General features: G+C 74.6%; 3 protein-coding genes. All 3 read right to left on the reverse strand.

Annotated elements, in window-relative coordinates; translation table 11 throughout:
- Positions 1-73: 73 nt before the first annotated feature.
- The 3 genes from MID12_RS02555 to MID12_RS02565 all read right to left on the reverse strand — a co-directional run bounded on the left by MID12_RS02555 (position 74) and on the right by MID12_RS02565 (position 16,919).
- A complete protein-coding gene (locus MID12_RS02555) occupies positions 74-820 on the reverse strand; it encodes a futalosine hydrolase (RefSeq protein ID WP_263164599.1) in 747 nt (248 codons plus the stop codon).
- A complete protein-coding gene (locus tag MID12_RS02560; RefSeq protein ID WP_040246450.1) occupies positions 817-1,884 on the reverse strand; it encodes a glucose-1-phosphate thymidylyltransferase in 1,068 nt (355 codons plus the stop codon). Before MID12_RS02560 ends, MID12_RS02555 begins: the two co-directional genes overlap by 4 nt.
- Before the next feature lie 140 nt (positions 1,885-2,024).
- Positions 2,025-16,919 carry a type I polyketide synthase gene (locus MID12_RS02565; RefSeq protein WP_263164601.1) on the reverse strand — a complete coding sequence of 4,965 codons (14,895 nt, stop codon included), beginning with the start codon at positions 16,917-16,919 and terminating at the stop codon, positions 2,025-2,027.
- Positions 16,920-16,950 lie beyond the last annotated feature (31 nt).

Here is a 16,950-nt window from a genome sequence, read left to right on the forward strand (position 1 = left end):
GGGGGTGCCCGGAACGCCGAAAGCCCGTGCGGGACACGGGCTTTCGGCAGGGGCGCGGGCGCCGCGCGGGGCCTCAGGAGTAGGGCGGCGGCGCGCCCCGGTCGAGGACGGTCCGCAGGACACCGAAGGCGTCGCAGAGCGTGGACAGGGCGTCGGGTATGCGCCAGGCGGCGCGGTCGCGGGGGCCGACCGGATTGGAGACCGTACGGATCTCAAGGAGCGGGACGCCGTGCGCGGCGGCGGCCTCGGCGACGCCGAATCCCTCCATGGCCTCGGCGGCGGCGCCCTCGTAGCGGGTGCGCAGGGCCTGGGCGCGTTCGGCGGTGCCGGTGACGGTGGAGACGGTCAGCACCGGGGCGTGCACCGCGCCGAGCGCGCGGGCCACGGCGGCGCCGAGGTGGCGGGCGCACGGGTGGCTGCTGCGGCCGAAGCCGAGGTCGTCCACGGCCACGAAGCCCTCGGGGGACTCCGCGCCGAGGTCGGCGGCGACGACGCGGTCGGCCACCACCACGGATCCGAGGGGGGCGACCGGGGCGAAGCCTCCGGCGATACCGGCGGTGATCACCAGATCGTAGGGCTTCTCGCGCAGGGCGGCGGCGGTGAGGGCGGCGCCGGTGGCGGCGGCCGCCGCGGCGGGGCCCACTCCGGCGGCGAGGAGGTCCGCGTGCAGCGGGTGGGGTCCTCCCCCGCCCGTGGTGCGCAGCATCTCGTGCCCGGGCAGGGGGTGCGGCAGGGCCGGCGCGGTGGGGTCCAACCCCCGTGCGACGGCGTCGCGTTCGGACTGGACGGCGGTGACGACGAGGAGGTGGACAGTGCTCATGACGAGATCTGGACCTGCCCGTGGTCGCCGATGACGAGGCGGTGCGTGGCGGGCAGCCGCGGCGCCAGGCTCACCGAGACATTGCGTCCGACCAGCGAGCCCTCGATCCGGCGGACCCGGTCGAAGGAGGAGTCCCGCAGGACGATGGAGAACTCGATCTCGCTGCCGATGATGCGGCAGTTCTCCGCGACCGAGGTGGAGGGCCCCACGTAGGAGTCGCTGACGAGGGTGCCCGCGCCGATGATGGCGGGGCCGACGATGCGTGAGCGCCGCACCTCGGCGCCCTTCTCGATGCGGACCCGTCCGACGATCTGGCTCTCCTCGTCGACGGTGCCCTCGGTGCAGGGCTGGAGCCGTTCGAGGAGGGTGCGGTTGACCTCCAGCATGTCGGTGACGTTGCCGGTGTCCTTCCAGTAGCCGGGGATGACGGTGGAGCGGACCGTCAGGCGCTTGTCGATCATGCGCTGGAGCGCGTCGGTGATCTCCAACTCGCCGCGGGCGGAGGGCTCGATGAGGTCGATGGCCTCGTGGACGACGGGGGTGAAGAGGTAGACGCCCGCGACGGCGAGGTCGCTGCGGGGCCTGCTGGGCTTCTCCTCCAGGCCGAGGACGTTGCCGTGCTCGTCGGTGGTGGCGACGCCGAAGGCCGTGGGGTCGGGGACCCGGGTGAGGAGGATCTGGGCGTCGCAGGGCTCCTTGCGGAACTCGTCGACCACATCGGTGATGCCGTCGAGGACGAAGTTGTCGCCGAGGTACATCACGAAGTCGTCGTCGCCGAGGAAGGGCCGGGCGACGAGGACGGCGTGCGCGAGGCCGAGGGGTTCGCTCTGCGGGATGTAGGTGACGCGGACGCCGAAGTCCGAGCCGTCCCCGACGGCGGCCTCGATCTCCGCGGCGGTGCTGCCGACGATGACGCCGACCTCGGTGATCCCGGCGGCGGCGATGGCTTCGAGGCCGTAGAAGAGGATGGGTTTGTTGGCGACCGGCACCAGTTGCTTGCTGGACGTATGGGTGATCGGCCGCAGTCGCGTACCGGTTCCTCCCGCGAGCACGAGAGCCTTCACTGTTGCCTCCAGGGGGCAGAGGTGGGGCGGCCGGGCTCCCTCGCGGGAGCGCGGCCGGGCGGAGCGGGTGTCCGGCAGGAGCCGGGCGGCCGGTGGGGGGCGGGTGCGCCCCGGCGCGGTGGCACCGGGGCGCACCCCGGTCAGGATTCGCCGAGTTCGCCGTCGAGGAAGGCGCGCAGTTCCTCGTCCGACACCTCCTCCTCGGAGCCGCCGCCGGTGGGCTGCGCGGGGATCCCGACCCGGTCGAGGCGTTCGAGCAGCTGCCGCAGCCGGGTGCGCAGTCCTTCGTGGGCCCGTGCGTCGGCGATCGCCTCCTGGAACTCGCCCTCCATGGAGTCGAGTCGGGTCAGGATCGAGGGCGTGCCGGTGGCCGGTGCGGCGGGCGCGGGCTTCGCCGCGGCCGCCGTCCGGTCCAGCAGGTGGTCGGCGAGGCGCTGCGGGGACGGGTGGTCGAAGATCAGCGTCGCGGGCAGCCGTATGCCGGTCAGGGCGCTGAGCCGGTTGCGGAGTTCGACGACGGTCAGCGAGTCGAAGCCGATGTCGAGGAAGCCGCGGTCGGGGTCGAGGGTGTCGGGGCTGTCGTGGCCGAGGACCAGGGCGGCCTGGTCGAGGACCGCGTCCAGGACGGCGGCCGGCCGCTGTTCGGCGTCCAGGCGGGCGAGCCGCGCGAGGAGTTGGGCTTCCTGCGCCGGTGCGACGCCCCGCGCCCTGCCGGGTGCGGTGGGCCGCTGCCGGGCGGGCAGCAGTTCGCGTACCAGCTCGGGTACGGTCCCGTCGCCGCCGCGCAGCGAGGCGAGGTCGAGCAGCGCGGGTGCGAGGAAGGCCTCGGGCCGCCGCAGGGCCGCGTCGAACAGGGCGAGCGCCTCGGCGGTCTCCAGGGGGCGGATGCCGCCGCGGGCGACCCTGCGCAGGTCCGTCTCGTCCAGCTTGCCGGTCATGCCGCTGCGTTCGGCCCACAGCCCCCAGGCGAGGGACTGCACCCGGCGGCCCTCGGCCCGGCTCCGGTGGGCGAAGGCGTCGAGGAAGGCGTTGGCGGCGGCGTAGTTGGCCTGGCCCGCGCCGCCGAAGGTGCCGGCGAGCGAGGAGAACAGGACGAGTGCGGCGCCGGTGCCGCGGGTGGCCTCCTCCAGGAGCAGGGCGGCGTCGGCCTTCGCCCGCAGCACCGCCTCCAGGCGCTCGGGGGTGAGCGACTGCACCACGCCGTCGTCGAGCACCCCGGCGGTGTGCACCACCGCGGTGAGGGGGCGCTCGGCGGGAATCCCGGCGAGGAGGGCGGTGAGGGCGTCCCGGTCGGCGACGTCGCAGGCGGCGACGGTGACCTCGGCGCCCAGGCCGCGCAGTTCCTCGCACAGCTCGCCCATGCCCTCGGTCCGCGCGCCGCGCCGTCCGGCGAGCAGCAGCGAGCGGCAGCCGTGGACGGTGGCGAGGTGGCGGGCCACCTGCCTGCCGAGGACGCCGCCCGCGCCGGTGACGAGGACGGTGCCCGGGCCGGACAGGTCCAGGGCCTCCTGCCGGGCGGGCTCCGCGGTGCGGACCAGGCGCGGGGCGAGCGCCCTGCCCTCGCGCAGCGCGGTCTCGGGCGCGCCGCCCGCGAGCACCTGCGGCAGCCGGGCCAGCGAGGCGGCGGTTCCGTCGTGGTCGATCAGGGCGAAGCGGCCGGGGTTCTCGGTCCGCGCGGACCGCAGGAGCCCCCAGACCGCGGCCTGGACCGGGTCGGTGCCGCGGGCCGCCGCCCCGTCGCCGGTGGCGACCGCCGCGCGGGTCAGGAGCACGAGACGGGAGGCGGTGAAGGCGTCCTCGGCGAGCCAGTCGGTGACCAGTCGCAGGGCGTACGCCAGGGCCTCGCGGGTGGCGTCCGCGCGGTCGCCCGGTGCGGTGGCCGGGACGGCGGCGAGGACCGTGGCGGGGACACCGTCCCCGGCGGCGGTGTGCAGCAGTTCGGCGAGGTCCGCGCGGTGCTCGGCCCGGAGGCTCGCGGGCAGCGGGAGCGTGCCGGGCTCGGCGCCGATCAGGCACAGCGGCCCGGCCGGGGCCTGCCCTTCGGCCTCGGCGGAGGGCACCCACCGCACCTCGTGGAGGTGTCCGGCGCCCGCGGCGGGGGCGAGCCCGCTGGTGTCCACGGGGCGCAGGCTGAGCCCGCCGAGGTCGGCCACCGGGGCTCCGGCATCGTCGAAGAGCCGTACCGCGTAGGTGTGTTCGCCCTCGGGGGTGAGGCTGACCCGGAGGGTGCCCGGGCCCCCGGCGTGCACGGTGACGTCGCTGAAGGCGAAGGGCACCACGGGGCCGGTGTCCTCGGCGACCGCCAGCGCGACGGTGTGCAGCGCGGCGTCGAGCAGGGCCGGGTGGAGGCCGAACTGCCCGGCCTCTTCGAGGACTTCGCCGTCCTCGGGGACGATCTCCGCGTGCACCGCGGTGCCCTGCCGCCAGGCGGCGCGCAGCCCGCGGAAGGCGGGGCCGTAGTGGAAGCCCTTGGCGGCGATCCCCTCGTACAGGCCGGAGACGTCGACTTCCTCCGCTCCGGCGGGCGGCCAGGCGGCGGGGCCGGGCTCGGGAGCCGGGGCGGTGTCCGCGAGGGTGCCCTCGGCGTGCCGGGTCCACTCCTGCGCGCCCGCGGGCCGGGAGTGGACGGTCAGGCGCCGCTCGCCCGCCGCGTCGGGGGCGCCGACGGCGACCTGGAGCTGGACGGCGCCGGTCTCCGGGAGTTGCAGCGGGCTCTCCAGGGTCAGGTCGGCGATCCGGGCCGCCCCGACGTGGGCGCGGGCCTGTGCCGCGAGCTCCAGGAAGGCGGTGGCGGGGAAGAGGATCCGGTCGGCCAGGGCGTGGTCGGCGAGCCAGGGGCGGGTGTCCACCCCGACGGTGCCGGTGAGCAGGACACCGTCCTGGCCGGCCAGCGGCACGGCCGCCGTCAGGAGCGGGTGGCGCAGCGTCTCCAGGCCCGCCCGGGCGGCCTCCCGGCCGGAGCCGGTGGCCTCCAGCCAGTAGCGGCGGCGCTGGAAGGCGTAGGTGGGCAGGTCGACGCGGCGGGCGCCGGAGTGCGCGAACAGGGCGGGCCAGTCGATGCCGTGGCCGTCCAGGTGCAGCCGGGTCAGTGCCTGGGCCAGGGAGTACGTCTCCTCGGTGTCGCGGCGCACCACGGGGACCAGGGTGGCCTCCTGCTCCACGCAGTCCCCGGCGAGCGCGGTGAGCACGCCGCCGGGTCCGATCTCCACGTAGGTCGTCACGCCCTGTTCCTCCAGGGTGCGCACGCCGTCGCCGAAGCGCACGGCCTCGCGGACCTGGCGGGTCCAGTAGGCGGGGTCGAAGGGTTCCTCGGCCGTGACGGGCCGCCCGGTGACGGTGGAGACCACGGGCAGTGCGGGCGTCGCGTGCGGCAGGTCCCCGATGCTCTCGGCGAAGTCGGCGAGCATGCCGTCCATGCGGTGCGAGTGGAAGGCGTGGGAAACGCGAAGTCGCTTGGTTTTCGCGCCTGTTGCTTCGGCGACCTCGAGCACGCTCGCCTCGTCGCCCGAAATCACCGTGCCGGTGGGGCCGTTGAGGACGGCGACCGCCACCCGGTCCGCGTGGGCACCGAGGTGGGCGCGTACCTCTTCCTCGCTCGCCCGGACGGAGACCATGGCGCCGCCCTCGGGCAGTTCGCCCATCAGCCGGCCGCGGACGGCGACCAGGCGGCAGGCGTCCTCCAGGCCGAGGACCCCGGTCACATGGGCGACCGCGATCTCGCCGACCGAGTGGCCGAGGAGGACGTCGGGGCGCACGCCGAGGCTCTCCAGCAGCCGGTAGAGGGCGACTTGGAAGGCGAAGAGTCCGGCCTGGGTGTGGGCGGTGCGGTCCAGGAGGGCCGCCTCCGGTGTGCCGGGCTCCGCGAACAGGACGTCCCGCAGGGGGACTTCGAGGTGCTCGTCGAGGTGGAGGCAGACCGCGTCGAGCGCGTCGGCGAAGGCCTCGTAGGTCGCGTAGAGGGCGCGGCCGGTGCCCGCGTGCTGGGCGCCCTGCCCGGAGAAGAGGAAGGCGACCTTGCCGCCGCGGGCGCGGCCGGTGGCCAGCCGCGGGTGTTCACGGCCCTCGGCGAGCGCGGCCAGTGCCTCGGTGAGGCTTTCGGTGTCCGCGTCGGCCTCGGCGGGCAGGATCGCCGCCCGGTCGTCCAGGTGGGCGCGGGCGGTGGCCAGGCTCAGCGCGAGGTCGGCGGGGGCGGCGTCCGGCGCCGCGGCGAGGTGGTCGAGCAGCCGGCGGGCCTGGGCGCGCAGGGCGTCCCGGCCGCGGGCGGACAGCAGCCATGGCAGGACACCGCCGCCCTCGGCCGCCGGGGCCGCCGGTTCCGCCTCCGCCACGGGGGCGGCCTCCTGGAGGATGACGTGGGCGTTGGTGCCGCTGACGCCGAAGGAGGAGACCCCCGCCCGGCGCGGCTCGGCGCCCGGCGCCCAGCTCTGCTCCTCGTGCAGCAGGCGCACCGCGCCCGAGGACCAGTCGATGTGCGGGGAGGGGTTCTCGGCGTGCAGGGTGCGCGGCAGGGTGCCGTGCCGCAGCGCCATCACCATCTTGATGACTCCGGCGACGCCCGAAGCGGCCTGGGTGTGGCCGATGTTGGACTTCAGGGTGCCGAGCCACAGCGGCCGGTCCTCGGGGCGGTCGGTGCCGTAGGTGGCGAGGAGGGCCTGCGCCTCGATCGGGTCGCCCAGGGTCGTACCGGTGCCGTGCGCCTCTACCGCGTCCACGTCCGCGGGAGACAGACCCGCCGAGGCGAGCGCCTGCCGGATCACCCGCTGCTGCGCCGGACCGCTCGGCGCGGTCAGGCCGTTGGAGGCACCGTCCTGGTTGACGGCCGAGCCCGCGACGGTGGCCAGGACGGCGTGTCCCCTGCGCCGGGCATCCGAGAGCCGTTCCAGGAGCAGCAGGCCGACGCCCTCGGCCCAGCCCGCGCCGTCCGCCTCCGCGGCGAAGGGCTTGCAGCGGCCGTCGGGGGACAGCGCCCGCTGGCGGCTGAACTCGACGAAGGTGTCCGGGGTGGAGATCACCGTGACCCCGCCGGCCAGGGCGAGTTCGCACTCCCCGGACCGCAGGGCCTGCACGGCGAGGTGCAGGGCCACCAGGGAGGAGGAGCAGGCGGTGTCGACGGTGACCGCCGGGCCTTCGAGACCGAAGGTGTAGGCGATGCGGCCGGAGGCGACGCTGCTGGCGCTGCCGGTGGCCAGATAGCCCTCCAGTCCTTCGGGGGCCTGGGCCGCGCGGCTTCCGTAGTCGTTGTAGTTGGAGCCGACGAAGACACCGGCCTGGGCGCCGCGCATCTGCTCCGGGTCGATACCGGCGCGTTCGAAGGCCTCCCAGGAGGTCTCCAGGAGCAGCCGGTGCTGCGGGTCGATGGCCACGGCTTCCCTCGGCGAGATGCCGAAGAAGGCGGGGTCGAAGCGGTCGGCGTCGTGCAGGAAGCCGCCGTGCCGGGCGTAGGAGTGGCCGAGGCGCTCCGGGTCGGGGTCGTAGAGGTTCTCCACGTCCCAGCCGCGGTCGGCGGGGAAGGGGCTGATGGCGTCGGTGCCTTCGGTGACCAGGCGCCAGAGTTCCTCGGGGGAGGTGACGCCGCCGGGGAAGCGGCAGCTCATGCCGACGATCACCACGGGGTCGTCGTCGACCGACCGGGTGGGCAGGCTCTCCGCGCCCTGGGCCGCGTCCCCGGTCGCGAAGAGTTCCGCGTCGAGGTGGGCCATGAGGGCGGCGGCCGAGGGGTGGTCGAAGACGAGGGTGACGGGCAGCCGCAGGCCGGTCATCTCGGAGAAGCGGTTGCGCAGTTCGACCGCGGTGAGCGAGTCGAAGCCGAGGTCGCGGAAGGCGCGGCCCGGGGGGACCGCCTCGGTGTCGGGGTGGCCGAGCACGGAGGCGGCCTGGGTGCGGATCTCGGTGAGCAGCGCGCCGCGCCGCTCCTCGGGCGCCATCGCCGCGAGGCGCCGGATCAGCGGCGGCCCGTCGGCGTGGTCGGCTTCCTTGTCGGCCTGCTCCGGCGCGGCCGCCCTGCGGGCCTCGGGGAACTCGCGCAGCGCGGCGAAGGCCCGCGCCGTGATGAGCTTCCAGTCGACGTCGGCGACGACGAGGAACTCCTCGTCCTGGTCGAGCGCCTTCTGCAAGGAGGCGATGGCCAGTTCGGGGTCCATCGGCGGGACGCCGTTGCGGCGCAGCTGTTCGGCGACCTCCGCGCTCACCATGCCGCCGCCGCCCCAGGTGCCCCAGCCGATCGAGGTGGCGGGCAGGCCCTCGGCGCGGCGGCGGGCGGCCAGCGCGTCGAGGAAGGCGTTGGCGGCGGCGTAACTGCCCTGGCCGGAGCCGCCGAGGGTGCCGGCCATGGAGGAGAAGAGGACGAAGGCGTCCAGGTCGAGGCCGCGGGTCGCGGCGTCGAGGACGAGCGCGGCGTCGGCCTTGGGCCGCATGACAGCGTGGGCGCGCTGCGGGGTGAGGCTGTCGATGACGCCGTCGTCAATGATCCCGGCGGTGTGCACGACCGCGGTCAGGGGCGCCTCGCCGGGCAGTTCGGCGAGGAGCGCGCGGACCGCCTCCGGGTCGGAGACATCGCAGGCGACCGCCGTCGCCGGGGTGCCGAGTCCGGTGAGTTCGGCGAGGAGTTCCTCCGCTCCGGGGGCGTCGGGCCCGCGGCGGGAGGCGAGGACCAGGTGCTCGGCGCCGGTCCGGGCGAGCCAGCGGGCGACATGGGCGCCCAGGCCGCCGGTGCCGCCGGTGACGAGGACGGTGCCCCGCGGCTGCCAGGCGCCGTCGGGGCGCGGCCCCTCTCCGGCGCGTACCAGGCGCCGGGCGAGTATCCCGGCCTGGCGCAGGGCGACGTGGTCCTCCTCCAGCGCGCCGGACAGCGCGGCGACCAGGCGGCGCCCGGCGCGCGCGTCGACCGTCTCGGGCAGGTCGACGAGGCCGCCCCAGCGCTGCGGGTACTCCATGGCCGCGATCCGGCCGAGTCCCCAGCTCATGGCCTGTCGGGGGCTGCCCAGTACGTCGGTGCGCCGTACGGAGACGGCGCCCCGGGTGGCGCACCACAGGGCGGCGTCGACCCGGGCGTCGCCGAGGGCCTGGAGCAGGGCGGTCATGAGGACGAAGCCGGTGGGCAGCAGGGCCTCGGGCGACCACGGGGACTCGTCGAGCGACAGCAGGGACAGGACACCGCCGATCTCCTGCTCGCCCTCGGTGCTCTGCCGCAGCAGCTCCGCCATGCGCTCCCGCTCGGCCTCCGGTTCACCGGCCACCACGAGGCGGGCCTCGGGTGCCCGCGCGGCGACGGCGGCGAAGACCTCGCGGACCAGCGGGGTGTCCTCGTGTCCGCGCGGGGCGAGGACGAGCCAGGTGCCGTGCAGGGTGTCGGCGTCGGCGGGCAGGTCGGCGCGGGGCTGCCAGGCGACGCGGTAGCGCCAGCGGTCCAGGGTGGAGCGGTTCCTGCGCTCCCGCCGCCAGGAGGACAGCGCGGGCACGATGTCGCCGAGCGAGCGCACGTCCTCCATGCCGAGGGTCTGGGCGAGCGAGTCGACGTCGTTGTTCTCGACCGAGGCCCAGAACTCCTCGTCCAGGGTGGACGTCCCGGCCTCCGCACCGCCGTCGGCCGCGGTCCCCGGCTCCGCCGAGGGCAGCCAGTAGTGCTGCCGCTGGAAGGCGTACGTGGGCAGGTCGACCCGCCGCGGGGAGAGGTCCGCGAAGACCGGGGACCAGTCGACGCCGACCCCGCGGGCCCACGCCTCGCCGAGCGAGGAGTACATGCGCGCCGGTCCGCCGTCGCCGCGGCGCAGCGAACCGACCACGGCGGCCTCGCCACCGGCGGCCTCCAGGGTCTCGCCCACCGGCACGGCGAGCACCGGGTGCGGGCTGATCTCGACGAACACCCCGTGCCCTGCGCCCGCCAGGGCGCGGACCACCGGCTCCAGGAGCACCCGGCCCCGCAGGTTGCGGAACCAGTAGCCGCCGTCCGTCTCCGCGGTGGTGACCCACTCGCCGGTGACCGTCGAGAAGAAGGGGACCTCCGGGGTCCTGGCGACGACGGGGGCCAGCAACTCGGCCAGCTCGTCCCGGAGTTCGTCGACGTGCACCGAGTGCGAGGCGTAGTCGACGTCGATCCGGCGGGCCCTTACGCCCAGGGACTCGGCCACGCCCATCAGCTCGTCGAGAGCGCCGACATCACCGGAGACGACGGTCGAGGACGGGCCGTTGACCGCCGCCACGGACAGCCGGGTACCCCAACGCCCCACCAGATCCTCGACAGCGCCGCTGCCCAGAGCGACCGAGACCATCCCGCCACGACCGGCCAGCGGGGACAGCGCCCGACTGCGCAGCGCCACCACCCGCGCCCCGTCCACCAGACTCAACGCACCGGCGACGCAGGCAGCGGCAATCTCACCCTGCGAATGTCCGACCACCGCAGCAGGCCGCACACCGTACGACTCCCACAAGGCAGCCAACGACACCATCACCGCCCACAGCGCGGGCTGCACCACATCCACCCGATCGAAGCCCGGCGCACCCTCCACACCCCGCACCACATCGAACAGCGACCACTCCACGAACTCCTCAAGAGCCGCCGCACACTCACCGAAACGCTCGGCGAAAACCGGCGAGGAATCCAGCAACTCCACGGCCATACCGGCCCATTGGGCACCCTGCCCCGGGAAGACGAACACCGGGGAGGCGGGGTCGCCCGGGTTGGCGGTGCTGCCCCGGGACACCTCGGGTGCGGGGGTCCCGGCGGCCAAGGCGCGTACCGCCGCGAGGAGTTCGCCGCGGTCCTCGCCGACGATCACCGCGCGCTCCTCCAGCGCGCCGCGCTCGTTGAGGAGGGCGTGGGCGATGTCGGCCGGGGCCGCCTCCGTGTCCTGCGCCCAGTCGGCGAGCCGCTCCGCCTGCGCGCGCAGGGCGCCCTCCGTGCGGGCCGAGAGCACCCACGGCACGAGGGTCCGCTCCTGCCGGGCGGCGGGTGCCGGGCTCGCCTCCTGCGGTTCGGCCTGTTCGAGGATGAGGTGCGCGTTGGTGCCGCTGACGCCGAAGGAGGAGACGGCGGCCCGGTAGGGGCGGTCCTTGCGCTCCCAGGGGCGGGCCCGGTCGAGCAGGGCGACATGGCCGGTGGACCAGTCCACGAAGGGGGAGATCTCCTCGGCGTGCAGGGACCTGGGCAGGATCCCCGCCTGCATCGCCTGGACCATCTTGATCAGGCCCGCCATGCCCGAAGCGGCCTGGGTGTGGCCGATGTTGGACTTCACCGAACCCAGCCAGAGCGGGTTCTCGGCGTCGTGTTCCCGGCCGTACGTCGCCAGCAGGGCCTGCGCCTCGATCGGGTCGCCCAGCTTGGTACCCGTACCGTGCGCCTCGACCACGTCCACCTCGGAGGCCGGGACGCCCGCGTCCGCCAGGGCGGCGCGGATGACCCGCTGCTGCGAGGGGCCGCTCGGGGCGGTGAGTCCGTTGGAGGCGCCGTCCTGGTTGATCGCGGAACCGCGGACCACCGCGAGCACCCGGTGCCCGTTCGCCCGCGCGTCCGACAGACGCTCCAGGAGCACCATGCCGACGCCCTCGGCCATGCCCATGCCGTCGGCTCCGGCGGCGAAGGGCTTGCAGCGGCCGTCCTCGGCGAGGCCGCGCTGGCGGCTGAAGCCGACGAGGCCGATGGGCTCGCCCATCACCGCGGCGCCGCCGGTCAGCGCGAGGGAGCACTCGCCCGAGCGCAGCGAGCGCAGCGCCGTGTGCAGGGCGACCAGGGCGGAGGAGCAGCCGGTGTCCATGGTCACGGCGGGGCCTTCGAGTCCCAGCGTGTAGGAGACCCGGCCCGAGGCGATGCTGGTGACGGTGCCGGTGATCAGATGGCCCTCAAGCCCCTCGGGGATCTCGCCCCGGGCCCCGTAGCCCTGGTGGGAGACGCCGAGGAAGACGCCGGTGTCGCTGCCGCGCAGGGTGTCGGGGGCGATTCCGGCGCGCTCCAGGGTCTCCCAGGAGGTTTCGAGGAGCAGGCGCTGCTGCGGGTCCATCGCCATGGCCTCGCGGGGCGAGATACCGAAGAAGCCCGCGTCGAACTCGGCCGCGTCGTGCAGGAATCCGCCCTCGCGGGCATAGGTGGTCCCGGCCCGGTCGGGGTCCGGGTCGTAGAGGGTGTCGAGGTTCCAGCCGCGGTCCTCGGGCAGTCCGGTGATCGCGTCGGATTCGTCGAGGACGAGCTGCCAGAACTCCTCGGGGGTGCGTACGCCGCCCGGGAAGCGGCAGCCCATGGAGACGATCGCGATGGGCTCGTCCTCGTGCGAGGCGCGCACGGCGGGCGCCGCCGGTTCCGGTTCCGCGGCGGTGTCGCCGAGCAGCAAGTGGGCCAGGTGCGCGGCGAGTTCGCGGACGTTCGGGTAGTCGAAGACGATGGTGGCGGGGAGGGCGAGACCGGTGGCCGTGTTGAGCCGGTTGCGCAGTTCGACGGCGGTGAGCGAGTCGAAGCCGAGTTCCCGGAAGGCGCGGCTGACGGAGATCTCGCCGCTGTCGGTGTAGCCGAGCGCGGCGGCCACCTCGGTGCGTACCAGCTCGGTCAGGGTGCGGTCGCGTTCGGCCGCGCCCAGCGAGGCGAGTTCGGCGCGCAGGCTTCCGGCGCGGTCGGCGGCGGGCGCCGCGGCCTCCTCGGCCGCCGCGAGGACCGCGGCGACCTCGGGGACCTCGTGCAGCAGCGGCCGGGGGTGGGCGGCGGTGAAGACCGGGACGAAGCGCTCCCAGTCGATGTCCGCGATCGCGAGGATCGTCTCGTCGTGGTCGAGGGCCTGCTGGAGTCCGTCGACGGCGAGCTGGGCGTCCATGAACGGGATGCCCCGCCAACGCAGTTGCTCCCGTACGACGTTGACGGCCATGCCGCCGCCCTCGGGGCTCCAGATGCCCCAGGCGAGGGAGACACCGGTGAGGCCGCGGGCCCGCCGGTTCTCGGCGAGGGCGTCGACATAGGCGTTGGACGCCGAGTAGGCGCCGTGGTCGCCGCTGCCCCAGGTACCGGCGACGGAGGAGTACAGGACGAAGGCGTCCAGCCGGTCGTGGTCGAAGAGCGCGTCGAGGTTGCGGGCGCCGAGGAGCTTGGCCCTGGCGCCCTCCGCGAAGAAGTCGAGGTCGGTGTCGGCCAGCGGCGCGAGCATGCCCACGCCCGCGGTGTGCACGACGCTGCGGATGGCGGGCCCGTCCGCCTCGACCTCCCGCACCAGGCGGGTGAGGGCCTCGCGGTCGGCGACATCGCAGGCCGCGAGGGTGACCCGGCAGCCCAGGGCGGACAGCTCCGCCGCCAACTCCGCGGCGCCGGGCGCCTGGTCGCCGTGGCGGCTGGTGAGCACCAAGTGCTCGGCGCCGTTGCGGGCGAGCAGCCGGGCCGCGTGAGCGCCCAGTCCGCCGGTGCCGCCGGTCACGAGCGCGGCGCCCGAGGTGCGCCAGGCCCCCGGCGCCGTACGTCCGGCGAGCGGAGCGCGGACGAGCCTGCGGATCCGGGCGGCGGCGCCGCGGACGGCGATCTGGTCCTCCTTGCCGTCACCGGCCAGCACGGCGCACAGCGTGCGCGCGCTGTCCGCGTCGAGGGTGCCGGGCAGGTCGATCAACCCGCCCCACCGCCGCGGGAGTTCGAGGGCGGCGACCCGGCCGAGGCCCCACAGCGCCGCCTGCAGCGGACGGCGTACGGGGTCCTCGTCCGTGCCAGTGGTGACGGCCTCGCTGGTGAGGAAGAAGGTACGGGCGTCGATGCCGCTGTCGAGCAGGGCCTGCAGGAGGACCAGCGAGGTGGTCATGCCCGCGGTGGCGCCGTCGTGGGCGGGCGCCGGCCGTTCGTCGAGGGCGAGCAGGGAGACAACGCCCGCGACCTGCCCGGGGTCCGCGACGGCCGCCGTCAGACGGCGTGCCAAGTCCGCGCGGTCCAGGTCGTCCGCGGCCAGACCGAGGGTCACGGGGTCGACCCCCGCCGCGGTCAGCGCCGCCGCGACCGACTCGACCAGGTCCGAGTCGCGGTGCTCCTGCGGGGCGAGGAGGAGCCAACTGCCGGACAGTGCACCGGAGGTGGGCAGGGCGTGGTCGCGCCAGGTGATCCGGTAGCGCCAGCCGTCCAGCACCGCCCGCTCCCGCCGACCGCGGCGCCACTGCGAGAGCGCGGGCAGCACGCCGTCGAGCCCGTCCACTTCCTCCAGACCGAGCGTGCGGGCGAAGCCTCCCAGGTCCCCTTCCTCGACGGTCCGCCAGAACGCCTCCTCGACGGGGTCCGCCACCGCTTCCCCGGCTGCCTTCCCGGACTCCAGCCAGTACCGCTGCCGCTGGAAGGCATACGTCGGCAGATCGACCCGCTGCGGAGACTGCCCGGCGAAGACGGGAGACCAGTCGACCTCGACTCCGTGCGCCCACGCCTCACCGAGCGAGCCGTACATCCGCTCCAGACCACCCTGGTCCCGACGCAGCGAACCCACCACCGCACCTTCGACGCCTAGAGCCTCAACGGTCTCACCCACCGGGACAGCGAGCACGGGGTGCGGACTCACCTCGACGAAGACACCATGGCCCTCCTCCACCAAGGCACGCACCACCGGCTCCAACAGCACCCGACCGCGCAGATTACGGAACCAATAACTTGCGTCCGTCTCCCCCGAGTTGACCCACTCCCCCGTCACCGTCGAAAAGAACGGCACCTCAGGCTCCCGGGCCACCACAGGCGCAAGCAGCTCCGCCAACTCGCCCTCAATGGCGTCCACATGAGCCGAATGCGAGGCGTAATCCACCTCGATCCGACGCGCCCGAACGCCCAACTCATCCGCCTGCCCCACCAACTCGTCCAGCGCATCCGCATCACCGGACACCACCGTCGACGACGGACCGTTCAACGCCGCAACCGACACCCGGCCCGGCCAACGCCCCGCCAACTCCTCAGCCCGCGCACGATCCACCGCCACCGACACCATGCCGCCACGACCAGCCAACGACACCAACGCCCGACTGCGCAGCGCCACCACCCGCGCCCCATCCGTCAAGCTCAGAGCCCCGGCAACACACGCCGCCGCGATCTCACCCTGCGAGTGGCCCACCACCGCAGCAGGCCGCACACCGTACGACTCCCACAAGGCAGCCAGCGACACCATCACCGCCCACAGAGCAGGCTGCACCACATCCACCCGATCAAAGCCCGGCGCACCCTCCACACCCCGCACCACATCGAACAGCGACCACTCCACGAACTCCTCAAGCGCCGCCGCACACTCACCGAAACGCTCAGCGAAAACAGGCGAGGAATCCAGCAACTCCACGGCCATACCGGCCCATTGAGCACCCTGCCCCGGGAAGACAAAGACGGGCTCCGCCGCCTCCTCAGGGTTCTCGGCGGTGGCACGGACGACCGCGGCGCCGGAGCCCGAGGTGGCGAGGGCGCGCAGGCCGGTGAGCAGTTCCGCGGTGTCCTTGCCCACGACGACGGCGCGCTGCTCCAACGCGGCGCGGCCGGTCACCAGGTGGTGCGCCACGTCGACGGCGGAGGCACCGGTCTCCTCGATGCGGGTGGCGAGGCGTTCGGCCTGGGCGCGCAGGGCCGTCTCGGAGCGTGCCGAGAGCACCCACGGCAGGGGGCCCGGGGCCGCCGCCTCCGGGGCGGGAGACTCTTCCGTCCCCAACTCCCCGTCTTCTGCGGCCTGTTCTTCTTCGGCCTGTTCGAGGATGAGGTGCGCGTTGGTGCCGCTGCCGCCGAAGGAGGAGACGGCCGCCCGGCGGGAGCGTCCGGACTCCGGCCATGCGACGGCGTCGGTGAGCAGGCGCAGGGTGCCGGCGGACCAGTCGACGTGCGGGCTGGCCTCCTCCGCGTGCAGGGACTTGGGGATGAGGCCGTGCCGGAGCGCCTCCACCATCTTGATGACTCCGGCGACGCCCGAAGCGGCCTGGGTGTGGCCGATGTTGGACTTCACCGAACCCAGCCACAGCGGATGCTCCGGGTCCCGCTCGCGGCCGTACGTCGCAAGGAGCGCCTGCGCCTCGATCGGGTCACCCAGCTTGGTGCCCGTACCGTGCGCCTCCACCACGTCCACCTCGGACGGGGAGACCCCGGCGTCCGCGAGGGCGGCGCGGATCACCCGCTGCTGCGAGGGGCCGTTGGGGGCGGTGAGTCCGTTGGAGGCGCCGTCCTGGTTGATCGCGGAACCGCGGACCACCGCGAGCACCCGGTGCCCGTTCGCCCGCGCGTCCGACAGACGCTCCAGCAGCAGTACGCCGACGCCCTCGCCCCAGCCGGTGCCGTCCGCCTCGGCGGCGAAAGGCTTGCAGCGGCCGTCGGCCGCGAGCCCCCGCTGACGGCTGAACTCCACGAAGTTGCGCAGGGTCGCCATCACGGTGGCGCCGCCCACGACGGCCATGCCGCACTCGCCCGCGCGCAGGGCGCGCACCGCCAGGTGCAGCGCCACCAGCGAGGAGGAGCACATGGTGTCGAGGCTGACGGCCGGGCCCTCGAAGCCGAAGTTGTAGGCGACCCGGCCGGACAGCACGGCGGCCGAACCGCCGGTGAGGAGGTGGCCCTCGACGCCTTCGGGGGCGTGGGTGCCGTCGATGGCGTAGGCCTGGTTGCTCGCGCCGACGAAGACGCCCGTGTCGCTGCCGCGCAGGCCGGTGGGGTCGATGCCCGCCCGCTCGAAGGCCTCCCAGGTCGTCTCCAGGAGGAGCCGCTGCTGCGGGTCCATGGCGAGCGCCTCGCGCGGCGAGATCTCGAAGAAGCCGGCGTCGAACTCGGCGGCGTCGTGCAGGAAGGCGCCCTCGCGCACATAGGTGGTGCCGCGCCGCTCGGGGTCCGGGTCGTAGCTTCCCTCGATGTCCCAGCCGCGGTCGGTGGGCAGCCCGGAGACGGTGTCGACGCCGTCGGTCACGAGCTGCCACAGGCCCTCGGGGGTGTCCACGCCGCCGGGCATGCGGCAGGCGGTCGCGACGATGGCGATCGGCTCGTGCGCGCGGCTCTCCAGATCGGTCAGCTGGCGGCGGGTGTGCCGCAGGTCCGTGGTGACGCGCTTGAGGTACTCGCGGAGCTTGTCCTCGTTGTTTTCGCTCTGTGCCATGCCAGGTCAGCCCTTCGAGAATCGGGAAAGC

The organism is Streptomyces sp. SCSIO ZS0520, from assembly GCF_025643355.1.
In the GTDB taxonomy this organism is placed as follows: domain Bacteria; phylum Actinomycetota; class Actinomycetes; order Streptomycetales; family Streptomycetaceae; genus Streptomyces; species Streptomyces physcomitrii.

What these genes read in the sequence shown, in the direction of transcription:
- MID12_RS02565 (WP_263164601.1), bottom strand. Translation starts at nt 16,919, where the DNA reads ATGGCACAGAGCGAAAACAACGAGGACAAGCTCCGCGAGTACCTCAAG.
- MID12_RS02555 (WP_263164599.1), bottom strand. Translation starts at nt 820, where the DNA reads ATGAGCACTGTCCACCTCCTCGTCGTCACCGCCGTCCAGTCCGAACGC.